The sequence below is a fragment of the Aureimonas sp. SK2 genome, assembly GCF_029813115.1.
Classification (GTDB): domain Bacteria; phylum Pseudomonadota; class Alphaproteobacteria; order Rhizobiales; family Rhizobiaceae; genus Aureimonas.
The window spans coordinates 25,746-48,665 of sequence record NZ_JAPZDS010000014.1; the positions used below are offsets into that span (position 1 = coordinate 25,746).

A 22,920-nucleotide genomic window follows, 5' to 3' on the forward strand; every position below is an offset into this window, starting at 1 on the left:
AGGGGCCGCGGACCGCAGCGCCGCCTTTTGCAGGCCGCCCTCCCCGGCCGGCCTCAGCCCTCCCGTTCCAGTGAACTCACGATATGATCCGCCAGCCGCTCGGCGGCTTGATCGACGGGGCTCGCCAGCATCAGCGCGATCTCCGCCTCGGGAAGCGGCGGAAGCCCGGCCTTGCCGTCGAGCTTTCGAAAGTCCGGAGGCACCATGCCGGCCGGGAGCACCGTCACGCCGAGCCCCGCGCGCACGGCGGCCTGCGCGCCGGCGAGCGATGTCGAGGTATAGACGACGTGCCAGTCGCGACCCGCCTCGTCGAGCGCGCGCAGGGCGCGGCGGCGGTAGACGCACGGGTGCGGGGAAACGACCAGGGGCAAATCCCGTTCGGGATCCTCGAAGCCGGAGCCCTTGTCGGCCGCGCATGTCCAGACCAGGGGCTCGCGCCAGACGCGCACCCCGGCGCTCGGCCCCACCGGATCGCGCTTGATCAAGACGATGTCGAACTCGCCGTTCTGGAAGCGGTCGATGAGGTTCAGCGTCAGATCGGTCGTGACCTCGAGCGCCACCCCTGGATGCGCCCGCGCGAAGGCCGCAAGCACGCCGGACAGATGCGTCGTCGCGAAATCCTCCGGGGTTCCGAGCCGGACCCGTCCGGTCATCTTGGCATCGGTCAGGCGCCCGATGGCCTCGTCCGCCAGCGCGAGGATGCGCCTGCCGTAGCTCAGCAGCGTCTCGCCTTCCCCGGTCAAATGGAAGCTGCGGGGGCTGCGATCGATGAGCCGGCATCCCAAAGCCTGCTCCAGCCGCTTGAGCTGAAGGCTGATCGTGGGCTGGCTCAGCCGCAACCGTTCGGCGGCACGGGTCAGGTTGCCGCTTTCGGCGGCGGTGACGAAGGTTCGCAGGAGGTCGTGATCGAGACGATGCGGCATGGGCACCATCATTGCGAAACGCAATGACAAAAGCCAGAACTATTCAGTTTTCAAAAGGTGCGGATCACGGCAGGGAGAGCGGCCCGTCCGAAAGGAGCCCGTTTCATGCTCGATCTCGCAGCCTCCAACCTTCTCTCGCCCGCGATCCTCTGCTTCGTGCTGGGAGCGGTCGCAGTCGCCCTACGGTCCGATCTCCGACTGCCGGAGCCGGTGGTCGCAGCCTTGTCGATCTACCTGATGCTGGCGATCGGCATGAAGGGCGGCGTCGAACTCTCCGGGCAGTCGCCGGCGGAACTGGCGACGCCGATCGCCGCCGCGCTGTTCCTCGGCTGCGCCATCCCGCTCTGGTGCTACGCCCTCCTGCGTCGCTTCGCGGGCCTGGGCGTTTCCGATGCGGCGGCCATGGCCGCGCATTACGGCTCGGTCTCGGCCGTCACGTTCGCGGCCGCGACGGCGCTCCTCAACCAGCAGGGGATCGCCTACGAGGGATATGCGGCCGCCTTGCTGGCGATCATGGAGATCCCGGCGATCGTCGTCGCGATCGGTCTCGCCGGCGTATCGACGCTCGCCTCGGCCTCATACGCCGGTCCCAACGGTGCGGCCGTTCTCGGAGGTCAAGCGGGACTGTCGGTCGGGCCGCGCCTAGCGGGCGTCGTCTCCGACGCCTTCGCCTCGAAGAGCGTGCTGCTTCTGGCCGGCGGCCTGGTCATCGGCATTCTGATCGGACCGACGGGCCTTGCGAAGGTGAAGCCGCTTTTCGTCGATCTGTTTCCCGGCCTTCTCTGCCTGTTCCTTCTCGAACTCGGCCGCCTCGCGGCAGCCAAGTTCGACGAATTCCGGCAGGTCGGGGCGCGGCTCGCCGTCTTCGCGATCGTCATGCCGGTCCTTCACGCCGCGGTGGGGATCGCCCTCGCCCATGCCGCGGGGCTCTCGGAAGGGGGCGCGATCATTCTTGGCGTCCTTGCCGGCAGCGCGTCCTATATCGCCGCCCCGGCGGCCGTGCGCCTCGCCCTGCCGGACGCCAATCCGGGCTACTACCTGACCTGCTCGCTCGCGATCACCTTCCCCTTCAACATCGTCGTCGGGCTGCCTCTCTATGCCGCCATGGCGCGGTGGCTCTACGGCTGAGGGCTCAAGGGGCGACCGGCGGCCACATGCGACGGATCAGTCCGTCGCGCCGCACGGCTGCGTGGTGGATCGCGCCGGCGATGTGAAGGGCGATCAGCGCGATCAACGGATAGTGCGTCAGGACGTGGATCCGCTTGGCCGTCTCCGCCACCGCGTCCGACCTGGGGACGAGCGGCGGCAGACCGAGCGCGTCCAGAAGTTCGATCGGAAATCCGCCGGCCTGGACCCGGACGAAACCGGACACCGCCATGACGGCCAGAACAAGGTAGAGCACGCCGTGGACGGCCGCCGCGACGCGGCGCTGGAGCGGCGGCAGGCCAGCCGGCAACGGCGGCGGCCGATGCGTCAGGCGATAGGCGATCCGCGCCAGCATGAGGACGAGGACCACGGTGCCGAGATTCTTGTGCGCGATGAACAGCGTATCCTGGAGCCCGCGGGCGATGCCGTCGCCGGTCATGACCAGTCCGACGGGAACGAGCGCGAGGACGAGGATGGCGACCGTCCAGTGCAGGATCCGAGCCGGCGTTCGGTAACCGGTGACGCTGGGCTCCACGTGCTCCTCCCCGTTTCGGGCCGGCTGTCGCGGCCCGGCTTCGCCGTCCTCAGTCGCGCACGGGCGCGTGTGCCGAACCCTGTGACGTCACGGACCGCTCGATGCGCTCCCGGTCCAGCACCCCGGAGCGGCGCAGTTCGGCCTTCAGCTTGTCGATCGGCGGGGCGTAGAGGAAGCCGAACGACACGCAGTGATCTCGCCCCTCGACGGCATGATGCAGCCGATGCGCCTGTACCAGGCGCTTGGCATAGCCGCGATGGGGAATGTAGCGGAACGGCCAGCGCTGGTGGACGAGGCCGTCATGGGCGATGAAGTAGAGAAGCCCGTAGAGGGTGATGCCCCAGGCGATCGCGAGGATCACCGGCGACAGGAAATGCCCGACGAAGAAGAGACCGACGGCGAAGATGCTGAATACGACGGCGTAGAGGTCGTTCTTCTCGAAGAAGCCCTCGGTCTCCTCGTGATGGGACTTGTGCCAGCCCCAGCCGCTCCGGCCGTGCATGACGTATTTGTGCGCCGCCCACGCAAATCCCTCCATCGCCGCCACGGTGGCGAGCACGATCAGGGCGTAGAGAAGCATGTCGAAACTCATGGTCGCTCGGCAGATTGGATCTTCGGAGGGTCGCACCCCGTTAGGACATATGGCAGGCATCCCCGCATGCGCCAAGCGCCGGCCGCGCGCCCGATCCGCGCATGGCCGGTCGGGACTCCCTCCGGCGCCGGCATAACGACGCACACCGCTTTTCCCGAAGCGACATTCAGATAGGTTTGCGGCCATGGCCGATGCGATTGTCCTTCCTGCCGCCGAACGGGCGGCCCATCCCGCGAGCGGCCCCCCCGCGCGCCCGGCGCTGCGCCCGTTCCAGGCCGCGATCGGCCTGACGCTGGCCGCCTGCGTTCTGGTCTCGTGGATCGCGATCCATGTCGCCGCCGTGTTCTTTCTCGACCTCGGCTGGCGGACCGCGCCGCTGGTTCCGATCATCGTGGCGGTCCAGTGCTGGCTGACGGTCGGCCTCTTCATCGTCGCGCACGACGCGATGCACGGATCGCTCGTTCCGGGCCGGCCGCGTGTCAACTCGGCCATCGGCGCCTTCATCCTGACGATCTACGCGGGCTTCGCCTGGCGCAAGGTCCGCAGTGCGCACATGGCGCATCACGACGCGCCGGGCACCGCCGACGACCCGGACTTCTTCGTCGACGAGCCGGAGCGCTTCTGGCCCTGGTTCCGAACCTTCTTCGCACGCTACTTCGGGCGGCGCTCGATCCTCTTCGTGAGCAGCGTGGTCACCGTATACATCCTCGTGCTCGGTGCACCGGTCGCCAACGTCGTCCTGTTCTACGGGATGCCCTCCCTCCTGTCATCGCTGCAGCTCTTCTACTTCGGAACGTTTCGCCCGCACCGACACGAGGAAAGCGGCTTCAAGGACCGCCACAATGCGCGCTCCAACGAGTTCGGCTATCTCGCCTCGCTCCTCTCGTGCTTCCACTTCGGCTATCATCACGAGCACCATGCCCAGCCCTGGGTACCCTGGTGGGGCCTGCCGTCGCAGTGGCGCCGGTCGCGCTGACGGCGGGGGCAAGACCTCAAGGTCGGATCGGGAGAGCTTCGGGCTCGTCGGCAGACGCTACAGCAAGAAAAGAGCCGTCCGGCGCTTTCTCTTCCGTCGATCATTGCCGGCTTGATCGAGCATGGCCTTCTCTCCCGAAGATCGGGACGTGCGACGCTTCCCCTTCGTTCGCGGCTGAGGACGCGCGCGAGAAGCGGATGAACGTCGAGCGCTCGGCATCCCTAGCGGCGCGCATTGGTCCGGGCGATCGCGCCGTCCGGGCGAAAGGAGCGGCCTTTCGCAACGACGGGAACTGGTTCAGGCTCCGGTTCCGATGCGCGGTGACGCAGGACCGCCTCCATGTGAAGGCGGTCGACTAGGACATCGTTTCGGCGACGGCCGTCCAGCGAAAGGACTGGGAGGACCATCGGCTGTTCCCCTGACTGCGCATGGCACGACGTCCACAGGCATCAGATCGTGCGCACCTGCTCTAAAAGGCCATGGCACGCCCCGTTCGCTCGCCTCGATACAGGCGGGCGGTTGATCGTGCGGCATGGCAAGGACGGCGGAGGTCGTCCGCCCCTTGCGGCATCCGGCGCCAAGGCCTTCACCCGGCGCCGTCTCCCCGCTCCTCCAGCCGGCGCGCCTGCCTGACCGCTGTTCGGCGAAACCGACTCTTGTCGCCTCCGGGCCAGAGTTCGCATAACCCATGCAACGCAATCTTCAGCGATTTGGCCTATCAAGAGACGGCAACATTTCAGCTGCCTATCGGTGAGAGCCTGAGTCATTCCCATGCCGTCTCCGAACCCCTCGCTCGAGCCGGGTCCCGACCAACAGTCCGTTAGGCTCGCTGCGGCGGAGGAGCGGATCGCCGCGCTCGAGCGGTCCGACGCGGCGTTGCGGGCGCGGCTTTGCGAGAGCGAGGCCCGGCATCGCCATACCTGCGAACTGCGCCGCCTCGTTCCCTGGAGCGCGGCGCCGAACGGCGACATCCTGGAAATGGCGCCGCTCTGGACGACGCTGACCGGCCTTGAACTCGAGGACAGCCTCGGGACGGGATGGGTCGCCGCGGTCCATCCCGAGGATCGGGAGCCGGCCGGCGCCATCTGGCGGCAGGCGCTGGCCACCGGTGAGGCGGCGGACGGCCACTTCCGGCTGGTCATGAGCGAGGGCGAGCCGCGCTGGTTCCACCTGCGCATCGCGCCCCGCACGGTGCCCGACGGCTCGCTCTCCGGCTGGTACGGCACGCTGGAGGACATCCAGGAACGCAGATCGGCCGAAGAGGCCCTGAAAGCTAGCGAAGCCCTCACCCGCAGCGTGCTGGAGAGCACGACCGACCATGTCGTGGTGCTGGATCGCGACTGGCGCATCACCTTCATGAACGCGCGGGCCACCAAGCTCATCGCGCAGATGTGCGAGGGAAAGGCCGGGGACGGCCTCTGGGATCTCTTTCCCGACCACCAGAGCACCGAATACGAGGCCCGCTGCCGCGAGGCCATGGAGACCGGCAGACCCGTTCGCTTCGAGGCCCGGATGGTGCGCGCGGACGGGTGGCTGACCCTCAACGTCTGCCCCACGGGCGACGGGCTGGCCGTGTTCTTTCGCGACACTACCGACGTCATGCGCGCCAGCGAGGCGCTGGTCGAGCAGGCTCACCGGGACGACCTGACAGGGCTCGCCAACCGCGCCCTGTTCAACAAGGCGCTGGAAGAGGGCTTCGAGGGGCGAACGGAGCGCGACACCAGCGTGCTGCTTCTCGATCTCGACCTCTTCAAGGAGGTCAACGACACGCTGGGCCATCCGGTCGGCGACAAGCTCCTGAAGGAGGTCGCGCTCCGCTTCCGGTCGTCGCTGGACGAGGGCGATCTCCTCGCCCGGCTCGGCGGCGACGAGTTCGCGGTGATCCACAGGCCGGGCGACGACGGGCGCAGCGTCGCGGCGCTGGCCGAGCGCCTCATGGAGAGCTTCACCGACTGCTTCTTCGTGGACGGCATCGCGATCAAGCTGGCCGCCAGCATCGGCACCGCCAGTTCCTCGCCCGCCCACCTCTCGGCCAACGACCTGTTCAAGGCCGCCGACATCGCGCTCTACCGCGCCAAGGAAGAGGGGCGCGGGGCGATCCGCGCCTTCGACGACGGCATGGCCGAGCGCCTGCAGGCCCGGCAGACCATGAAGGTCGATCTCGACGTCGCGCTGGTGCTCGGCGAGCTGCGCCTCGTCTACCAGCCGCTCCTCGACATCGCCTCCGGCCGGATCGCGGGCGCCGAGGCGCTCGTGCGCTGGCGCCATCCGACGATGGGCGAAATCTCGCCGGGCGAGTTCATCCCGCTCGCCGAGGACACGGGCCTGATCGTCGAGATGGGCGACTGGATCCTCCGCCAGGCCTGCATGCAGGCGGCCCTCTGGCCGGGCGAGCGGACCGTCGCGGTCAACCTGTCGCCGGTCCAGATCCGCGACGAGACCTTGCCCCAGCGCGTCCTCTACGCCTTGTCCAACGCCGGCATCGCCCCGTCGCGCCTGGAGCTCGAGATCACGGAATCGGTGCTCCTGCAGGACAGCGAGCGCAACCTCGCCATGCTGCACACCCTGCGCGAGGCGGGCGTGCGCATCGCCCTCGACGACTTCGGCACCGGCTATTCCTCGCTGTCCTATCTCCGGCACTTCCCCTTCGACAAACTGAAGCTCGACCGCTGCTTCGTCGGCGACATCGGGCGCTCCCCGCAGTCGGAGGCGATCATCCGGGCGGCGGGCGAGATGGGCCGGGCGATGGCCATGACGACCACCGCCGAAGGCGTCGAGACCGCCGAGCAGCTGGACTGGCTGCGCGCCAACGGCTGGTCGCAGGCGCAGGGCTGGCACACCGGGCGGCCGATGGAGGCCGGCGCGATCCGGGATCTCCTGGTCGGAGGCGAGGCGCGCCGCCGGAAGACCCCGGCGCGCCACTCCCCATTGCGGACGAAGGCGCTGGCCGGCTGACCGACCGCGCCCGCGCTCATGCGGGAGGCGCGGCGCAGAGGGCCGCGACGCGCCGGAGGGCGAGAAGATAGCCCTGCGTTCCCAGCCCCGCGATCACGCCGTCCGCCCGCAGCGAGACGTAGGAATGGTGGCGGAAGCTCTCGCGCTTGTGGACGTTGGAGATATGGACCTCGATCACCGGCGGCTCGAACGTATTGAGCGCGTCGAGGATCGCGACCGAGGTGTGGGTGAAGGCGGCCGGGTTGATGACGATGCCGACGGCCGTCTCGCGCGCCTCGTGGATCCAGTCGATGATCTCGTATTCGCGGTTGGACTGGTGGAACCGGATTTCGTGGCCGAGTTCGCCTGCCAGAGCCCGGCAGTCGCGCTCCACGTCGGCAAGGGTCTCCGTGCCGTAGATGTGGGGCTGGCGCTTGCCCAGAAGATTGAGATTGGGGCCGTTGAGGACGAAGATCAGGCTCATGGTGCGGCTTTCGAAGGTCTCGAGGCTGTTAGGGATCTTGGACAGGCGTTGTGTCGGGTCGGCGACGCTCAGCACGCGCGGAGGCAAGTCTGGTCAAGACTGGCGGTCTTGACCAGACTTGCCGACGCCGCAAATGACAGCGCTCCCCTTCGGGCCGACGAGGCTCGGCCGCCGGAATGCGTCGCCAGCCTCGCCAATAGCCCCTCCTTCTCCGGCAGTCGCTGCTGCCGTGGCTGCGTCCGGCTCCTGCCCCGCGACCGAACCTCGGCGGGACGACACCTGTCCAGGATCGATGTCTGCCATGCAGGCGTCGGCAGACCCTCCGCCTGCACGGCTGAAGCCCGCCGGCATTCCTACTCTCCGAGACGGGGGTAGCGCGGGCGTCCGACCCCCCCGGGAGGTCCGGGGCCGCCGCACGCCAAGTCCGCGTTCGGCGCGCGATCGGTATCCTGAGCAACAGCCCGTCGCGCCGCGCTAGACTGCAGGCCGCCCGGCGGCTGGCCTGTCAGGCCGTGCGGTAGCGCTGCAGCCAGTGGGCGTAGGGCGCGGGAAGTGTCCAGGCCGCCTGGTCGACGCCGAGTTCGAGGGCCGCCCGATAGGGCCAGTGCGGATCGGCGAGAAGCGGGCGTCCGAGCGAGACGAGGTCCACCTTTCCGTCCGCGACCAGGGCCTCGGCTTCGGCCGGCTGGCTGACGAACCAACTGGTCGTCGCCGGCAGGCCCGTTTCCCGGCGGACGCGCTCGGCGATCGGGGCCATGAAGGCGGGTCCCCAAGGGATCTGCGCGGTCGGCGTCGTGAAGCCCATGCTGACGTCGATGAGATCGAGGCCGCCCGCCTTGAGGCGCCGCACCATTTCGATCCCCTCCTCCAGATCGTCCGATCCGTCGAACTCGGTCACGCCGAACCGGGCCGCCAGCGGCAGACGATCCGGCCAGACCTCGCGCACGGCCGCGAGCGTCTCCAGAAGGAACCGGCCGCGCCCTTCGAGATCCCCGCCGTAGGCGTCCTCGCGCTTGTTGGACCAGGTGGAGAAGAAGCTCTGGGCGAGATAGCCGTGGGCAAAATGGAGTTCGAGCCATTCGAAGCCGGCCGCGAGCGCCCGGCGCGCGGCAGCGACGAAATCCGCTTTCACGCGCTCGATCTCGGAAAGGTCCATGGCCTTCGGGACCTTCGGTAGATTGGCGCCGAATGCGACGGCGGACGGTGCGATCGTCGACCAGCCGCGAGGATCGCCGTCCGCGATGTGGTCGTCGCCCTCCCAGGGACGGTTGGCGCTCGCCTTCCGGCCGGCATGGCCGATCTGGATGCCCGGCACCGCGCCGGCCGCCTTGATCGCCGCGACCGCCTTCGCCCAGGCCTCGCCCTGCCGGTCGGTCCATAGACCCGCGCATCCCGGCGTGATCCGCCCTTCGGGCGAGACGGCCGTCGCCTCGGCGACGACGAGCCCGGCTCCGCCACGGGCCAGGCCGGCGAGATGGACCTCGTGCCAGTCTTTGATGACCCCTTCGACGGCCGAATACTGGCACATGGGGGAGACGACGATGCGGTTGCGCAGTTCGACGTCCTTCAGGCGGAAGGGGGTGAACAGGGACGACATGTGGGAACCCTCGGCATGGCCGGACGAAGCGCCGGCCTTAACTTCGATAGTTCGAGAATATTCGAACATTGAGCCGCCGGCAAGGGCATGCTATGGTTCGGTGTGCGTGCCATCCGTCATCCCAGCGCCGAAGAAATAGTCCTGACGCAGGTGCTCTATGCCCTGAGCGACCCCGTGCGCTTGGGCGTCGTGCGCCAGCTCGCCTGCGAGGGCGAGGCGACCTGCTCGGCCCTCGACCGCGGCCGGCCGAAGTCGAGCATGTCCCACCATTTCCGGGTGCTGCGGGAGGCGGGACTGGTGCGCACCCGGACCGACGGGCCAGCCCATGTCAACGAGCTCAGGCGCGAGGATATCGAGGACCGGTTTCCCGGTCTCCTCCAGGCCGTCCTTGCCGCACGCGAAGAGGCCGGCCCTGCGGGCTGAGGGCGAAGCCCCCCGCCCTCCCGGCGCTCAGCCGGCGGAGACCCGGCGCGCGAGCTGCGTGCGTCCGCCATAGCCCCAGGCGTCGGCCGCCACCTCGTGAATCACCACATAGGTCGCCGGCGGCAGACCGGCGCCGACGATCTCGGCCAGCAGGGCATGCGCCGCGTGCACGAAGCGTGCCTTCTCGTCCTCGTCGTTCGTGCCCGCCGTGATCGTCGCCTCGAAATGCGCGGCGAGCGGGACCGGCCGTCCCGCGACGCTCCAGGCGCCCGCTTCGCAGCGCTCGACGAGGACCGCCGTCAGCTCGGGCTTCTTGCGAAGGAGATCGGCGAGAAGCGACGTGGCGCCCCGTTGGAGGGCTTCGACCTGCGGCGGCGAGAGGGGCGGGCCGGCGATGCGGATATGGACGAAGGGCATGAAGGGTGCTCCCGATCTGGCGTTGACGACGCGAGCATGCCCCGTCACGATCCTTACGAAAATCGCGTAGTTTCAAACGGTCGATCGAGGAAAACCGAATGGTGGGCGCTCCCCTCAACCTCGACATGGACGTCTTGCGCACCTTCGTGACCGGCATGGATCTCGGCAGTTTCGCCAAGGCGGCCGAGCGGCTCGGGCGGTCGCCGTCCGCCATCAGCCTGCATCTGCGCAAGCTGGAAGGTCAGCTCGGCCAGCCGCTCGTGCGCAGGCACGGTCGGGGCCTCGTTCCGACGGAGGCCGGCGAGGTGCTGATGGCCTATGCGCGGCGCATCCTCGACCTCAACGACGAGGCAAGGCTGGCGCTCGGCGGTCTCGGCGCCCTGGACGGATGGGTCCGCGTCGGCGTTCCCCAGGACTTCGCCGAGACCTGGCTGCCCCAGCTTCTCGCGCGTTTCCAGCGGGCCTATCCGAAGGTGCGCGTGGAGGCCCGTGTCGATCGCGGCTCATGCCTGGCGGATGCGGTCGCCTCGGGCACGCTCGATCTCGCCCTCACCTGGGGAGCGCTCGGGCGGCCGGACGGCGAGATCGTCGCCGACATGCGCCTCGCCTGGATCGCGGGGACGGAGCACCACCCGATCGACGGCGAACCGGTCGCGCTGGTGGCCTTCGACGGCGCCTGCGCCTTCCGGCACCGCGCCACGGCGGCGCTCGACGCCGCCGGCATGCCGTGGCGCCAGGTCTTCGCTACATCGAGCCTCTCGGGCGTGTGGGCGGCCGTTCGCGCGGGTCTCGGGCTCACGGCTCGAACCGCGGGCTTAATCCCGTCCGATCTGTGCGAGATCGATCCGTCCGGAGCCGGACTTCCCGCCCTCGGATCGATCGAGCTCGTGCTGCATTCGGCGCCGTCCGCGACGCCGGCGACGGGCGTGTTCCGGGAGCTTCTCCTCGAAGCGGTCGGAACGGGGGCGGCCTGACGCTCCCCTCGCCGTCAGGCGAACCGGGCGCCGCGCAGGAGGTCGGCTGCGAGCGAGAGGGCGCGTCCGGCGGTCTCGGCCATCTGCGGCAGAACCATCCATTCCAGCGTCCAGGCGGCGCCCGAGCGCTCGTTCTCATGGACCATCGCCTGGGACAGGGTGCCGAGGATGCCCGCGTTGAACCGGGCCAATGCGACGAGCACCTCGGCGCCGACGGGATTCTGCTTGTGCGCCATGGCCGACGAACCGCCGCCGCCCGACAGCTTCACCGCGCCGACCTCGTTCTGCGCCATCAGGGCGACGTCCTGCCCGATCTTGCCGAGCGTGCCCGAGAGGAGCGCGAGCGCATGGGCGATGTCGAGGATCGGGGTGCGGTCGCTCTGCCAGAGCGGTGCGTCGCGAAGGCCGAGACGCGCCGCGAGGTCCGCCCGCAGGGCTTCGTAGGACGGGCCGAAGCTGCCGCCATGGCCGATCGGCCCCCCGAGCTGGACGGGAAGCGTGCGCGCAAGCTCCGCCAGACGCCGGCGATGGCTCTGCAGCGGGCGTGCCCAGGTCGCCAGCTTGTCGGCGGCGGTGAAGGGAAGCGCGGCCTGCATCCGCGTCTGCGCCATGAGCGGCGTGGTGCCCTCCTGCGCGTCGAGCCGCGCGATCTCGGCCAGAACCGTGTCCGCGCGGGCGCCGAGGCGTAGGAGGAGATCGCGAAGGCGCAGCATCAGCGCCGTGTCGATCACGTCCTGGCTGGTCGCGCCGAGATGGACGCTCGGCCCGGCCTCGCCGGCCGCGGCGCGAAGCTGGCGCACGAGTTCGGGGATCACGACGCCGTCGCGCGCAAGGCCCCGACGCAGGGCCGCCTCGTCGGGGCGGACGTCCCGCGCGGCCGCGCCGATGCGCTCGGCGGCGGCCGCTTCGATCGTGCCGAGTGCCGCTTGCGCCTCGGCCAGCGCCGCCTCCACGCGCAGGAGCGCCGCGATCTCGGCCTCCGGCGCGAAGAAGGCCGCGATCTCCGGATCGCCCGTCAGCGCGTCGAGAAGAGCCCCCATCGCCTCACACCCGCTCGAGCGCCACGGCGATGCCCTGACCGACGCCGATGCACATGGTGGCGAGCGCCCGGGTGCCGCCGGTGAGCTGCAGCTCCAGCGCCGCCGTGCCGGCGATACGCGCGCCCGACATGCCGAGCGGATGGCCGAGCGCGATCGCCCCGCCGTTCGGGTTCACGCGGGCGTCGTCGTCGGCGATCCCGAGGTCGCGCAAGGTGGCGAGCCCTTGGGAGGCGAAGGCCTCGTTCAGCTCGATCACGTCGAAATGCGACTCCGTCAGGCCGAGGCGCTCCATCAGCTTCCGCGAGGCCGGCGCCGGCCCGAAGCCCATGATGCGGGGCGCGACACCCGCCGTCGCGCCGCCGAGTACGCGCGCGATCGGGGTGAGGCCGTGCCGCTTCATCGCGTCCTCGGACGCCACGATCAGCGCCGCCGCCCCGTCGTTGACGCCCGACGCGTTGCCCGCCGTCACCGTGCCGCCCTTGCGAAACGGGGTCGGGAGCTTGGCCAGCGTCTCGATCGTGGTGGAACGCGGATGCTCGTCCCGGTCCACCTCCTTGGGATCACCCTTGCGCTGGGGGATGGTGACGGGGACGATCTCGCGAGCCAGCCGGCCGTTCGCCTGCGCTTCGGCCGCCTTGTTCTGCGAGCGCACGGCGAAGGCGTCCTGGTCCTCGCGGCTGATGCCGAAATCCTCGGCGACGTTCTCGCCGGTCTCGGGCATGGAATCGACGCCGTACTGCGCCTTCATGAGCGGGTTGACGAAGCGCCAGCCGATGGTGGTGTCGTGGATCTCGGCCTGGCGCGAGAAGGCGGTTTCGGCCTTGGGCATGACGAACGGCGCGCGGGACATGGATTCGACGCCGCCCGCGATCACGAGCTCCGCCTCGCCGGCCTTGATGGCGCGCGCGGCGATGATCAGCGCGTCCATGCCGGAGCCGCAGAGGCGGTTGACGGTGGTGCCGGGAACCGTCTCGGGCAGACCCGCCAGCAGCAGCGACATGCGGGCGACGTTGCGATTGTCCTCGCCGGCCTGGTTGGCGCAGCCGAAGATCACCTCGTCCACGGCGGCAAAGTCGAGCGCGGGATAGCGCTCCATCAGCGCCTTGAGGGGCACGGCGCCGAGATCGTCGGCCCGCACGGACGACAGCGCCCCGCCGAAGCGGCCGATCGGCGTGCGAAGGTAGGAACAGATGTAGGCTTCACGCATGTCAAAGCTCCGGGACGGAGAGGTCGGCGACCGCGCCGGGCAGGACGAGGTCCGCGCCCGTTATCGCCTGCAGCTCGTCCACCGACAGGGACGGGAGCTTCTCGCGCAGGATGAAGCGTCCGCCCTCGATGTCGATGACGGCAAGGCTCGTGTAGACGCGGGTGACGCAAGCAACGCCCGTCAGCGGCAGCGAGCAGCGCTTCACCAGCTTGGGCTTGCCGTCCTTGGTCACATGCTCGGTGATGACCGCGACGCGCTTGGCGCCATGCACGAGGTCCATCGCCCCGCCGACCGCCGGCACGCCCTTCGGGCCGGTGGACCAGTTGGCGAGGTCCCCGGTCTCGGCCACCTCGTAGGCGCCCAGAATCGCGACGTCCAGGTGCCCGCCGCGCACCATGGCGAAGCTGTCGGCATGGTGGAAGAAGGCGGTGCCGGGCTTCAGCGTCACGGCCTTCTTGCCGGCGTTGATGAGGTCCCAGTCTTCTTCGCCGGCCTTCGGCGCTTCGCCGAAGCCGAGGATGCCGTTCTCCGTGTGGAAGATCGCCTCGCGGCCGGGCGGCTGGAACTTCGCGACCATCTCGGGAAAGCCGATGCCGAGATTGACATAGGCCCCGTCCGCGATGTCCTGCGCGGCGCGCCAGGCGATCTGGGTGGAGGAAAGCTTCGCGCTCATGCGGCCCTCGGGGGATAGACCGCATCGGCGCGGTTCAGGTCTTCTTCCTGGGCGGGGTTCGCGACCTCCACCACGCCTTGCACGAAGATGCCGGGCGTCACGACGCTTTCCGGGTCGATCGCGCCGGGCTCGACGATCTCCGAGACCTGGACGATCGTCACATTGGCGGCCATGGCCATCAGCGGGTTGAAGTTGCGCGCGGCCTTGTTGAAGACGAGGTTGCCGAGCCGGTCGCCGCGATGCGCCTTGATCAGAGCGACGTCGGCCTTCAGCCATAGTTCGCGCACGTAAGCCCGCCCCTCGAACTCCTCGACCGGCTTTCCCTTGGCCAGATCCGTGCCGTAGCTCGTCGGCGTGTAGAAGGCGGGAATGCCGGCGCCCCCGGCGCGGATGCGCTCGGCGAGCGTGCCCTGCGGCACCAGCTCCAGCTCGATCTCGCCGGCGAGGTACTTTTCTGTGAAGACGCGCGGGTCGGCCGAGCGCGGGAAGGAGCAGATGAGTTTCCGAACCATGCCCTGCTCGATCAGCGCGGCGAGGCCCACATGGCCGTTGCCGGCATTGTTGTTGACGACGGTGAGGTTCTTCGGCGCGCCCGTCGCCAGGAACCGGTCGATCAGCGCGTGGATCAGCTCGATCGGCGCGCCCGAGCCGCCGAAGCCGCCGATCATCACCACGTCGCCGTCGCGGATGCCGGCGACGGCTTGCCGGAGGTCGGGAAGGGTCTTGTCCATCGTGGCTCACATATCCAGGAAGACGGTTTCGGCCTCGCCCTGAAGGCGGATGTCGAAGGTGAAGACGGGAAGCCCGTCGCGCGTCGATCGCGGCGCCACCAGCGTCGCCCGGCGCGCCGGCTCGGGAATGCGGTTGAGGAGCGGGTCGCTCGCGTTCGCCTCCGCCTCGTCGCCGAAATAAAGGCGGGTATGGAGGCCGAGATTGATGCCGCGCGCGACGATCCAGACGGTCACGTGCGGCGCTTGGGGCCGCCCGTCCGGCCAGGGCACGGAACCCGGCCGGATCGTCTCGAAGCGGAAGGAGCCGTCCCGGTCGGACACCGGCTGGCGCGCCCAGCCGGCAAAGGCCGGGTCGGCCCGCCCCCGCGTCTCCGCGGCCGAGTTGTGGAGCCCTTGCGCGTCCGCCTGCCAGATCTCGATCAGGGCATCGCGCACGGGCGCGCCCGCGCCGTCCGTCACGGTGCCCTCGATGATCACGCGCTCCCCTTTCGTCTCCGGCCCGACGAGGACGAGACCGAGATCGTCCTTGTAGACGCCCGTGATCTCGACCCAGTTCGGATTGGTGCCGATATGGACGTAAGGCCCCGCGGTCTGCGACGGCGATTCCTTCAGGTAGTCGAGGCGCTGGACCATCAGTTGCCCTCCATCCGGTTCTCGAACATCGTGGAGCGGCGGCCTCGCAGCACGATGTCGAACTTGTAGGCGAGGCTGTCCATCGGGATCGTGGCCCGGCGATCAAGCGCGGCGACGAGCTGGTCGATCGCGGCGGGGTCGGGGATCGTCTTCACGATCGGGCACTGCCGGATCATCGGATCGCCCTCGAAATACATCTGGGTGATCAGGCGCTGCGCGAAGGCATGGCCGAAGACCGAGAAATGGATATGGGCCGGGCGCCAGTCGTTGACGCCGTTCGGCCAGGGGTAGGCGCCGGGCTTCACCGTCCGGAAGGCATAGCGCCCGTCCTCGTCGGTGATGCAGCGTCCGCAGCCGCCGAAGTTCGGGTCGAGCGCGGCGAGATAGCTTTCCTTCCGGTGGCGGTAGCGCCCGCCGGCATTGGCCTGCCAGAACTCCACCAGCGCCCCGCGCACGGGCCGGGCGCATTCGTCCAGCACCCGGCCGGAGACGACGATCCGCTGCCCGATCGCCTCGCCGCCGTCCTTGGCGAAGTTGCGGATGAGGTCGTTGTCGAGCGGCCCCAGGACGTCGTGGCCGAAGACGGGGCCGGTCTCCTCCGAGAGGGAGGTCGGCAGCGACAGGAGCGCCTGGCGCGGGGAGCGCAGGACGGAGGTCTTGTAGCTCGGCGTCAGCGCCGGCGGATGCCAGTCGCGGTCGCGCTGGAAATAGGAACCGTTCATCGGGCCGCCTCCTCCATCTCGGCAAAGGTCTTCTTGGCGATCTTGATCGCATGATTGGCCGCGGGAACGCCGGCATAGACGGCGACATGCATCAGAGCCTCGGCCACGTCCTCGCCGCTCGCGCCCGTGTTGCGGGTCGCGCGCACATGCATGGCGACTTCCTCGTCCTGCCCGAGGGCGGCCAGAAGCGCGATCGTCACGATCGATCGCTCGCGCCGCGTGAACCGGTCGCCGGCCCAGACCGAGCCCCAGGCGCCTTCGGTGATGAAGCGCTGGAAGGGCGCGTCGAAGGGTGTGATCGCCGCGCTCGCCCGATCGACATGCGCGTCGCCAAGCACCTGCCGGCGTACCGTCATTCCGGCGTCGAAACGGTTCGACGCGGCGGGCGCGCGGCTTGCCGCGACATGGTCGGCGATCAGCGCGGCGACCTTGGCGGGCCGCTCGAGGCACGGCAGGTGGCCCGCCCCCTCCACCGATATGAAACGCGCACCGGGAATGAGGTCGGCGGTCGCCTTCACGAGGTCGGGCGATGTCGGCCTGTCGGCGTCGCCCGCAATGGCCAGCGTGGGTGCCGCAATACGTGAGACGCTACCGCGATAGTCCGCATCGCGCACCGCCGCGCAGGCCCCGGCATAACCCACGCGCGGCGTCGCCTCCAGCATGGCGCGCCAGACTGCGAAGCGGGCGGGATGCTCGGCGGGAAAGCTCTCGGAGAACCAGCGCAGCGCCACCGCCTCGCCGATCGCCGAGACGCCGCCGGTCTCCACGGCAGCGATGCGGTCGTTCCAGGCCTGCGCTTCCCCGATCCTGGCCGCCGTATCCATCAGGACGAGGCTGTCGATACGTTCCGGGGTGTGTATGGCAAGGTGCTGCGCGATCAGGCCGCCGATCGACAGGCCGGCGACCGACACCTTCGACCAGCCGAGCACGTCCAGGAGTGCCGCCACGTCTGCGGCAAGGAGCGGAATGGTATAGGGGCCCGGAGTCGTCTCCGTCAGCCCGTGACCGCGCGTATCCAGGAGCAGGACTTCGAAGCGATCCGTCAGGCGATCCGCAACCTCGGCCCAGATCCGCAAGTCCGAGCCGAGCGAATTGAGGAACACCAGACGCGCGGCGCCCTTCCGTCCCTCGATGCGATGGTGGATCGTGATCCCGTTCGCTGTAGCGAATGCCATGTGCTCGTCCTCCGATCTCAAGGAATAGGCCGCTTGATTCGTCATGTAAAATGAGGATTTGTACGGCTTCGATAACTGCTTGGTTATGCCTATGTCCCGATCGGCTGTCCGTTTGCGTCACCTTCGGACCTTCGTCGCCGTGGCGCGGCAGGGCAGCATCGGTCGCGCGGCCGAGGAACTTGCGGTGACCCAGCCAGCCGTCTCGAAATCGATCAAGGAACTCGAAAAGATCCTGGCCGCGCCACTTCTCTCGCGCAATCGACGCGGCGCGCTGCTTTCCCCTTATGGCGAAATCTTCCTGCGGCACGCGGAGGCAAGCCTGGCGGCGCTACATCGCGGGATGGCGGATGTGAGGGACGCAACGGAGCCGAGCGCCCTGCCTGTCCGGATCGGCGCGCTTCCCACGGTTTCCGCCCGGTTGCTGCCGGCTGCGATCCAGCGATACCTCGCCCACGGGCCTGGAGCCGTACCGCAGATCGTCACAGGACCCACCGCATATCTGACCACGCAGCTCCGCGATGGGTCGCTCGACATCGTGATCGGGCGCATGGGCGAACCCGAAACGATGACGGGGCTGGCGTTCGAACATCTCTATTCCGAAGTCATCGTCTTCGCCGTCCGCGCCGGTCACCCGCTGGCGGGCGGCACGCTGCGCCCCGAGACGATCCTTCCCTTCGAAATCCTCCTGCCTCCGCCGGGCTCGGTCATCCGGCCGACGGTCGATCGGCTCTTCCTGGCTGCGAACCTACCCGTTCCCGCCCGTATGATCGAAACGGTTTCGCTCGCCTTCTCGCGCGCCTACATTCTGGCGACGGATGCGATTTGGGTGATCTCACAAGGGGTCGTCCTGGAGGACGTGCATCGCGGTGTCCTGGATTGCCTCGCCGTCGACACGGCGGCAACGCAGGGTCCGGTCGGCATCACGATGCGCGCGGGCGAAGTGCCCTCGCCCGCAGCCACGATGCTGCTCGAAGAGTTGCGCGGCGTCGCCGCCGAAATTCGACGCAGCTAGGAGACCTCAGTCGACGCTCCCCCGATCGGGCGGAAAGTCGATGGTTCAGGATGCGTCGACGCGCCCTTCGTCCCCGGTTTCCTTGACGACCTCCATGACGACGTTCGTCGACGTGCTGGCGACATTCGGCAGCGTCGAGATCAACTCGCCGAGGACGCGGCGGTATCGGCGGATGTCGCGGGTGCGCACCTTCAGAAGGTAGTCGAACCGCCCTGCGATCATGTGGCACTCCTCGACCTCGCGGATTTTCCTGACGGCCGCGTTGAAGTCCCGCAACGCGTCCTCGTGCGTGTTGGTCAGCTTCACCTCGGCGAAGGCCACGTGGTCGAGTTCGAGCTTGGCCGGGTTCAGGATCGCCTTGAAGCCCTGGATGTATCCGTCCCTGATCAGCCGCTTGAACCGGATCTGGCACGGCGTCTTGGAGAGCCCAACGTGGACGGCAAGATCGGTGATCGAGATGCGGCCGTCCGCCTCGACCGCCTCGAGGATCTTGAGATCGAACTGGTCCAATGCACCAGAAGCACCCTTTTCGACAGCCATCGCGTCCATTCCACGGCCTGTTTTTAGGCATATCGTCGACGAAACCGGCCCAAGAAGGACAGAACGCCGTCGGCACTAATGATAGGGTGTCCCATGGCTCGGACCGGGAGGCAATTGTCGTGAGCGCAGTTCGCATCGCCGTCCGTGACGCGTTGTCACCGCATTCCGAACCGACAGGTGCCGGGCCCGGCCTCCCGCGGTGTTTCGCGCCACCGGGATCCGCGCCGTCGCGGGCGCATTCGCGTGCCGACCGAGCAGCGACGCAGTCCTGACCGCCGTGCGGGACGCCCGCCCCGCACGGGAACACCCCATTCTCCCTCCCGAGTGCCAGGCGCCGCCGCCTCCACCGATCCGATAGGCCGAGCCATGTCGACAGCGATCGCGATGAACCCCGAAGCCATCCAACCGGAGCCCTTCTCCCGGTTCGCGCCCCCCATCCGCGAACAGTCGGAGCTGCGCCGGACGATTACCGCGGCCTACCGCCGGCCCGAGACCGAGTGCCTTCCGCCCCTGGTGGAGGCGGCGCGGCTGCCGGAGGCGATGCGTGCCCCGGTGGCCGCGACCGCGCGCCGCCTGATCGAAGCGCTGCGAGCCAAGCACAAGGGCACCGGCGTTGAGGGACTCGTCCGGGAGTACTCCCTGTCGAGCCAGGAGGGCGTCGCCCTCATGTGCCTCGCCGAGGCGCTGCTGCGCATTCCGGACACGGCGACGCGCGACGCCCTCATTCGCGACAAGATCTCGGACGGGGACTGGAAGTCGCATGTGGGCGGTGGGCGCTCGCTCTTCGTCAATGCCGCGACCTGGGGCCTCGTCGTTACCGGCAAGCTGACCTCCACCGTCGAGGAGCGCTCGCTCTCGGCCGCCCTCACCCGCCTCATTGCGCGAGCAGGCGAGCCGGTGATCCGGCGCGGCGTCGACATGGCCATGCGGATGATGGGCGAGCAGTTCGTCACCGGCGAGACCATCGAAGAAGCGTTGAAGCGGTCGAAGCCGCTGGAAGCGCGAGGATTCCGCTACTCGTACGACATGCTCGGCGAAGCCGCGACGACGGCCGCCGACGCCGCGCGCTACTATCGCGACTACGAGAACGCCATCCACGCCATCGGCAAGGCCTCGGCCGGGCGCGGCGTGGTCGAGGGGCCGGGCATCTCGATCAAGCTTTCGGCGCTCCATCCGCGCTACGTCCGGGCGCAGGCCGGCTGCGTTATGGACGAGCTACTCCCCCGCGTGAAGGCGCTCGCCGTCCTCGCCAAGGAGTACGACATCGGTCTCAACATCGACGCCGAGGAAGCCGACCGGCTGGAACTCTCGCTCGACCTCCTGGAGGCCTTGAGCTTCGACGCGGACCTCCGGGGCTGGAACGGCCTCGGCTTCGTGGCCCAGGCCTACGGCAAGCGCTGCCCATTCGTGCTGGACTGGATCATCGATCTCGCGCGTCGGGCCGGACGCCGCATCATGGTGCGCCTCGTGAAGGGCGCCTACTGGGACGCCGAAATCAAGCGCGCCCAGCTCGACGGCCTGGAAGGCTTCCCCGTCTACACACGCAAGGTCCACACGGACGTCGCCTACCTCGCCTGCGCCCGCAAGCTCCTGGCAGCGCCCGACGCGGTGTTCCCGCAGTTCGCCACCCACAACGCCCAGTCGCTGGCGGCGATCTACCACCTCGCCGGCCGGGACTTCACGCCCGGCCAATACGAGTTCCAGTGCCTCCACGGCATGGGCGAGCCGCTCTATGACGAGGTCGTGGGCGCGGGCAAGCTCGCTCGCCCGGCGCGCATCTACGCCCCCGTCGGCACGCACGAGACCCTGCTCGCCTATCTCGTGCGCCGGCTTCTGGAGAACGGCGCCAATTCCTCCTTCGTGAACCGGATCTCCGATCCGGCCGTCTCGGTGGATGCGCTGGTCGCCGATCCCGTGGACGTGGTCGAGGCGATGCCCGTCGTCGGCCAGCCGCACGAGGGGATCGCGCTGCCGAAGGACCTCTTCGGGCCTGAGCGCGCCAACTCGGCCGGCCTCGACCTCTCCGACGAAAAGACGCTCGCCGCGCTGTCGGCCCAGCTCGCGGATACGGTGAAGATCGACTGGCACGCCGGGCCGCTCCTTGCCGATGGCTTCGCGGAGGGCGACACACGCGCCGTCCTCAACCCCGCCGACCACGGCGATGCGGTCGGCCGCGTCACCGAACTCGCGCCGGCCGCCGCCGGCCGCGTCGGGCGGCTTGCGGCGGAGGCCGCTGCCACTTGGGCCGACGTTTCGCCGGTCGAGCGGGCCGCCTGCCTCGAACGCGCCGCCGACCTGATGCAGGCGCGCATGGAGACGCTGATGGGCCTTGCCATGCGCGAGGCCGGCAAGTCGGCGGCCAATGCGATCGGCGAGGTGCGCGAGGCGATCGACTTCCTGCGCTACTACGCCGCCCAGGCGCGCCAGACCCTCGGCCCCGCCCACGCGCCGCTCGGCCCCGTGGTCTGCATCAGCCCCTGGAACTTCCCGCTCGCCATCTTCACGGGCCAGGTCGCCGCGGCGCTCGTCACCGGCAACCCGGTGATCGCCAAGCCGGCGGAGGCGACACCGATCATCGCGCACGAGGCCGTGCGCCTCCTGCATGAGGCCGGCGTTCCACGCGAAGCTCTCCAGTTCGCGCCGGGCGACGGGCGGCTCGGCGCGGCGCTCGTCGCCTTGCCGGAGACGGCGGGCGTCATGTTCACCGGCTCGACGGAGGTCGCGCGGCTGATCGGCGCCCAGCTTGCCGAGCGCCTGTCGCCCTCTGGCAAGCCGATCCCGCTGATCGCCGAGACCGGCGGGCAGAACGCCATGATCGTCGATTCCTCCGCGCTGGCCGAACAGGTCGTCGCAGACGTGATCGCCTCGGCCTTCGATTCCGCCGGCCAGCGCTGCTCGGCGCTGCGCGTCCTCTGCCTCCAGGAGGACGTGGCCGATCGGACGCTCGCCATGCTGAAGGGCGCGCTGAAGGAACTCGCGATCGGGCGCACCGACCGGCTGTCGGTCGACATCGGGCCGGTGATCGACGCCGAGGCGAAGCACACCATCGAGGCGCATGTGGAGCGCATGCACGCGCTCGGCCGCAAGGTCGAGCGCCTCCCCCTGCCCGAAGGGGCCGAGAAGGGCACCTTCGTCGCCCCGACCATCGTCGAGATTTCCGGTCTGTCGGACCTCCGGCGCGAGGTGTTCGGTCCCGTCCTCCACGTCGTTCGCTTCCAGCGTGAGGGTCTTGACCGGCTGGTCGAGGAGATCAACGCGTCCGGCTACGGCCTGACCTTCGGCCTCCACACCCGCCTCGACGGGACCATCGCCCACGTGACCGACCGAGTCCGCGCGGGCAACCTCTACGTCAACCGCAACATCATCGGCGCAGTGGTGGGCGTCCAGCCCTTCGGCGGGCGCGGGCTGTCGGGCACCGGACCGAAGGCCGGCGGACCGCTCTATATCGGGCGCCTTGTGCAGCGCCCCCCCGTGCCGCCGCAGGAGGGAACGGGCATCCACACCGAGCCCGGCCTTCTCGACTACGCCCGCTGGCTGGAGGACGGGGGCCGCGCGGACATCGCGGGCGAGGTGCGCGGGCTCGCCGAGCGCTCGCTGCTCGGGCTGAAGCGGGAGCTCGCCGGCCCGGTCGGAGAACTCAACCTTTATGCCCTCCACCCGCGCGGACGCATTCTTCTCGTGCCGGAAACGGGCGACGGGCTCCTGCGCCAGATCGGGGCGGTTCTGGCGACGGGAAACAGCGCTGCCGTCGACACCGGCTCGGGTCTTGCCGGACGGCTCTCCACGCTGCCGGCCTCGCTGGCGGCGCGTGTGAAGGTGACGGCCGACTGGAACGCGGACGGCCCCTTCTCCGGGGCGCTCATCGAGGGCGGCGAGGAGAGGGTCAGGGAGATCAACAGCCGGATCGCCGAGCTGGACGGCCCGCTCGTCCTCGTCCAGTCCGCAACGTCGGAGGAACTCGCCAGCGACCCCGAGGCCTACTGCCTCAACTGGCTGCTGGAAGAGGTTTCGACCTCCATCAACACCGCGGCGGCCGGCGGCAACGCCAGCCTGATGACCATCGGCTGACGGAGCTTTCCCCTGAGGCCGGCCCGGCTTCGGCCGGGCGGCCTCAGGGGACCGTAGAAACCGCTTCCGGCGTCTCGGTAGGGGACGCCCGACAACTCCGGAGACGAACGGCCGGAGG

General features: G+C 69.3%; 22 protein-coding genes. 8 read left to right on the forward strand and 14 right to left on the reverse strand.

The genetic code is table 11. The features are described 5' to 3' along the window. Nucleotides 1-53: 53 nt before the first annotated feature. Nucleotides 54-923 carry a LysR substrate-binding domain-containing protein gene (locus O5O54_RS16700; RefSeq protein WP_279482965.1) on the reverse strand — a complete coding sequence of 290 codons (870 nt, stop codon included), beginning with the start codon at nt 921-923 and terminating at the stop codon, nt 54-56. A 105-nt stretch (nt 924-1,028) separates the two neighbouring features. On the opposite strand from O5O54_RS16700, the gene O5O54_RS16705 reads away from it, so the two are divergent. After that, entirely contained in the window at nt 1,029-2,051 is a 1,023-nt protein-coding gene (locus O5O54_RS16705) for a sodium-dependent bicarbonate transport family permease (protein WP_279482966.1), read from the forward strand. Between the two features lie 4 nt (nt 2,052-2,055). Here O5O54_RS16705 and O5O54_RS16710 read toward each other — a convergent pair whose 3' ends face one another. Continuing rightward, nucleotides 2,056-2,604: a cytochrome b gene (locus tag O5O54_RS16710; protein WP_279482967.1), complete on the reverse strand. Its 549-nt coding sequence runs from the start codon at nt 2,602-2,604 to the stop codon at nt 2,056-2,058. Between the two features lie 49 nt (nt 2,605-2,653). Further along, nucleotides 2,654-3,196, reverse strand: a complete 543-nt coding sequence (locus tag O5O54_RS16715) for a sterol desaturase family protein (protein ID WP_279482968.1) — start codon at nt 3,194-3,196, stop codon at nt 2,654-2,656. A 184-nt stretch (nt 3,197-3,380) separates the two neighbouring features. On the opposite strand from O5O54_RS16715, the gene O5O54_RS16720 reads away from it, so the two are divergent. The 3 genes from O5O54_RS16720 to O5O54_RS16725 all read left to right on the forward strand — a co-directional run bounded on the left by O5O54_RS16720 (nt 3,381) and on the right by O5O54_RS16725 (nt 7,127). Further along, nucleotides 3,381-4,172, forward strand: coding sequence for a fatty acid desaturase (locus O5O54_RS16720; protein ID WP_279482969.1), 792 nt, complete (start codon nt 3,381-3,383; stop codon nt 4,170-4,172). Between the two features lie 197 nt (nt 4,173-4,369). Beyond that, a complete protein-coding gene (locus O5O54_RS22470; protein WP_407061722.1) occupies nt 4,370-4,531 on the forward strand; it encodes a DUF930 domain-containing protein in 162 nt (53 codons plus the stop codon). Nucleotides 4,532-4,943: 412 nt separating this feature from the next. Further along, complete coding sequence (locus O5O54_RS16725) at nt 4,944-7,127, forward strand: bifunctional diguanylate cyclase/phosphodiesterase (protein WP_279482970.1); 2,184 nt, start codon at nt 4,944-4,946, stop codon at nt 7,125-7,127. Between the two features lie 16 nt (nt 7,128-7,143). Here O5O54_RS16725 and aroQ read toward each other — a convergent pair whose 3' ends face one another. Both aroQ and O5O54_RS16735 read right to left on the reverse strand, forming a co-directional pair. After that, nucleotides 7,144-7,590 carry a type II 3-dehydroquinate dehydratase gene (gene aroQ / locus O5O54_RS16730; protein ID WP_279483075.1) on the reverse strand — a complete coding sequence of 149 codons (447 nt, stop codon included), beginning with the start codon at nt 7,588-7,590 and terminating at the stop codon, nt 7,144-7,146. Nucleotides 7,591-8,095: 505 nt separating this feature from the next. Continuing rightward, nucleotides 8,096-9,187, reverse strand: coding sequence for an NADH:flavin oxidoreductase/NADH oxidase (locus O5O54_RS16735; protein WP_279482971.1), 1,092 nt, complete (start codon nt 9,185-9,187; stop codon nt 8,096-8,098). An 87-nt stretch (nt 9,188-9,274) separates the two neighbouring features. On the opposite strand from O5O54_RS16735, the gene O5O54_RS16740 reads away from it, so the two are divergent. Then, nucleotides 9,275-9,610: a helix-turn-helix domain-containing protein gene (locus O5O54_RS16740; RefSeq protein WP_279482972.1), complete on the forward strand. Its 336-nt coding sequence runs from the start codon at nt 9,275-9,277 to the stop codon at nt 9,608-9,610. A gap of 27 nt (nt 9,611-9,637) precedes the next feature. On the opposite strand, the gene O5O54_RS16745 is transcribed toward O5O54_RS16740, so the two are convergent. Beyond that, on the reverse strand, nt 9,638-10,027 hold the full coding sequence (locus O5O54_RS16745; RefSeq protein ID WP_279482973.1) for a tautomerase family protein: 390 nt from the start codon (nt 10,025-10,027) through the stop codon (nt 9,638-9,640). A 98-nt stretch (nt 10,028-10,125) separates the two neighbouring features. On the opposite strand from O5O54_RS16745, the gene O5O54_RS16750 reads away from it, so the two are divergent. Further along, a complete protein-coding gene (locus O5O54_RS16750; protein WP_279482974.1) occupies nt 10,126-11,001 on the forward strand; it encodes a LysR substrate-binding domain-containing protein in 876 nt (291 codons plus the stop codon). A 14-nt stretch (nt 11,002-11,015) separates the two neighbouring features. Here the strand turns inward: O5O54_RS16750 and O5O54_RS16755 are convergent, their stop codons facing one another. From O5O54_RS16755 to pcaD, 7 genes are read right to left on the reverse strand one after another with little or no spacing between them, the layout of a single operon-like run. Continuing rightward, complete coding sequence (locus tag O5O54_RS16755) at nt 11,016-12,041, reverse strand: 3-carboxy-cis,cis-muconate cycloisomerase (protein ID WP_279482975.1); 1,026 nt, start codon at nt 12,039-12,041, stop codon at nt 11,016-11,018. A 4-nt stretch (nt 12,042-12,045) separates the two neighbouring features. Further along, nucleotides 12,046-13,248 (reverse strand): 3-oxoadipyl-CoA thiolase, encoded by a 1,203-nt coding sequence (pcaF, locus tag O5O54_RS16760; protein WP_279482976.1) that lies wholly within the window; start codon nt 13,246-13,248, stop codon nt 12,046-12,048. A 1-nt stretch (nt 13,249) separates the two neighbouring features. Beyond that, nucleotides 13,250-13,921 carry a 3-oxoacid CoA-transferase subunit B gene (locus O5O54_RS16765; protein WP_279482977.1) on the reverse strand — a complete coding sequence of 224 codons (672 nt, stop codon included), beginning with the start codon at nt 13,919-13,921 and terminating at the stop codon, nt 13,250-13,252. Beyond that, nucleotides 13,918-14,652, reverse strand: coding sequence for a 3-oxoacid CoA-transferase subunit A (locus O5O54_RS16770; protein WP_279482978.1), 735 nt, complete (start codon nt 14,650-14,652; stop codon nt 13,918-13,920). Before O5O54_RS16770 ends, O5O54_RS16765 begins: the two co-directional genes overlap by 4 nt. Before the next feature lie 6 nt (nt 14,653-14,658). Further along, the gene (pcaG, locus tag O5O54_RS16775; protein ID WP_279482979.1) at nt 14,659-15,285 is read right to left on the reverse strand and encodes a protocatechuate 3,4-dioxygenase subunit alpha; all 627 of its coding nucleotides are present in this window, start codon (nt 15,283-15,285) and stop codon (nt 14,659-14,661) included. Next, nucleotides 15,285-16,007, reverse strand: a complete 723-nt coding sequence (pcaH, locus tag O5O54_RS16780; protein WP_279482980.1) for a protocatechuate 3,4-dioxygenase subunit beta — start codon at nt 16,005-16,007, stop codon at nt 15,285-15,287. Before pcaH ends, pcaG begins: the two co-directional genes overlap by 1 nt. Beyond that, nucleotides 16,004-17,182: a 3-oxoadipate enol-lactonase gene (pcaD, locus tag O5O54_RS16785; RefSeq protein WP_279482981.1), complete on the reverse strand. Its 1,179-nt coding sequence runs from the start codon at nt 17,180-17,182 to the stop codon at nt 16,004-16,006. The genes pcaH and pcaD overlap by 4 nt, the downstream gene beginning before the upstream one ends. A gap of 91 nt (nt 17,183-17,273) precedes the next feature. On the opposite strand from pcaD, the gene pcaQ reads away from it, so the two are divergent. Next, the gene (gene pcaQ / locus O5O54_RS16790; protein WP_279482982.1) at nt 17,274-18,194 is read left to right on the forward strand and encodes a pca operon transcription factor PcaQ; all 921 of its coding nucleotides are present in this window, start codon (nt 17,274-17,276) and stop codon (nt 18,192-18,194) included. A gap of 45 nt (nt 18,195-18,239) precedes the next feature. On the opposite strand, the gene O5O54_RS16795 is transcribed toward pcaQ, so the two are convergent. Further along, the gene (locus tag O5O54_RS16795; RefSeq protein WP_279482983.1) at nt 18,240-18,734 is read right to left on the reverse strand and encodes an Lrp/AsnC ligand binding domain-containing protein; all 495 of its coding nucleotides are present in this window, start codon (nt 18,732-18,734) and stop codon (nt 18,240-18,242) included. 366 nt (nt 18,735-19,100) lie between these two features. Between O5O54_RS16795 and putA the strand changes: the two genes are divergently transcribed. Then, nucleotides 19,101-22,802: a trifunctional transcriptional regulator/proline dehydrogenase/L-glutamate gamma-semialdehyde dehydrogenase gene (gene putA, locus O5O54_RS16800; protein ID WP_279482984.1), complete on the forward strand. Its 3,702-nt coding sequence runs from the start codon at nt 19,101-19,103 to the stop codon at nt 22,800-22,802. The last annotated feature ends 118 nt before the right edge of the window (nt 22,803-22,920 follow it).

Coding starts and splice junctions, on each gene's coding strand:
- O5O54_RS16700 (WP_279482965.1), bottom strand. CDS start 923: ATGCCGCATCGTCTCGATCACGACCTCCTGCGAACCTTCGTCACCGCC.
- O5O54_RS16705 (WP_279482966.1), top strand. CDS start 1,029: ATGCTCGATCTCGCAGCCTCCAACCTTCTCTCGCCCGCGATCCTCTGC.
- O5O54_RS16795 (WP_279482983.1), bottom strand. CDS start 18,734: ATGGCTGTCGAAAAGGGTGCTTCTGGTGCATTGGACCAGTTCGATCTC.
- putA (WP_279482984.1), top strand. CDS start 19,101: ATGTCGACAGCGATCGCGATGAACCCCGAAGCCATCCAACCGGAGCCC.
- O5O54_RS16745 (WP_279482973.1), bottom strand. CDS start 10,027: ATGCCCTTCGTCCATATCCGCATCGCCGGCCCGCCCCTCTCGCCGCCG.
- pcaH (WP_279482980.1), bottom strand. CDS start 16,007: ATGAACGGTTCCTATTTCCAGCGCGACCGCGACTGGCATCCGCCGGCG.
- O5O54_RS16750 (WP_279482974.1), top strand. CDS start 10,126: ATGGTGGGCGCTCCCCTCAACCTCGACATGGACGTCTTGCGCACCTTC.
- pcaQ (WP_279482982.1), top strand. CDS start 17,274: ATGTCCCGATCGGCTGTCCGTTTGCGTCACCTTCGGACCTTCGTCGCC.
- O5O54_RS16715 (WP_279482968.1), bottom strand. CDS start 3,196: ATGAGTTTCGACATGCTTCTCTACGCCCTGATCGTGCTCGCCACCGTG.
- O5O54_RS16720 (WP_279482969.1), top strand. CDS start 3,381: ATGGCCGATGCGATTGTCCTTCCTGCCGCCGAACGGGCGGCCCATCCC.
- pcaD (WP_279482981.1), bottom strand. CDS start 17,182: ATGGCATTCGCTACAGCGAACGGGATCACGATCCACCATCGCATCGAG.
- O5O54_RS16725 (WP_279482970.1), top strand. CDS start 4,944: ATGCCGTCTCCGAACCCCTCGCTCGAGCCGGGTCCCGACCAACAGTCC.
- aroQ (WP_279483075.1), bottom strand. CDS start 7,590: ATGAGCCTGATCTTCGTCCTCAACGGCCCCAATCTCAATCTTCTGGGC.
- O5O54_RS16770 (WP_279482978.1), bottom strand. CDS start 14,652: ATGGACAAGACCCTTCCCGACCTCCGGCAAGCCGTCGCCGGCATCCGC.
- O5O54_RS16765 (WP_279482977.1), bottom strand. CDS start 13,921: ATGAGCGCGAAGCTTTCCTCCACCCAGATCGCCTGGCGCGCCGCGCAG.
- O5O54_RS16735 (WP_279482971.1), bottom strand. CDS start 9,187: ATGTCGTCCCTGTTCACCCCCTTCCGCCTGAAGGACGTCGAACTGCGC.
- O5O54_RS16755 (WP_279482975.1), bottom strand. CDS start 12,041: ATGGGGGCTCTTCTCGACGCGCTGACGGGCGATCCGGAGATCGCGGCC.
- pcaF (WP_279482976.1), bottom strand. CDS start 13,248: ATGCGTGAAGCCTACATCTGTTCCTACCTTCGCACGCCGATCGGCCGC.
- O5O54_RS16740 (WP_279482972.1), top strand. CDS start 9,275: ATGCTATGGTTCGGTGTGCGTGCCATCCGTCATCCCAGCGCCGAAGAA.
- O5O54_RS22470 (WP_407061722.1), top strand. CDS start 4,370: ATGAACGTCGAGCGCTCGGCATCCCTAGCGGCGCGCATTGGTCCGGGC.
- pcaG (WP_279482979.1), bottom strand. CDS start 15,285: ATGGTCCAGCGCCTCGACTACCTGAAGGAATCGCCGTCGCAGACCGCG.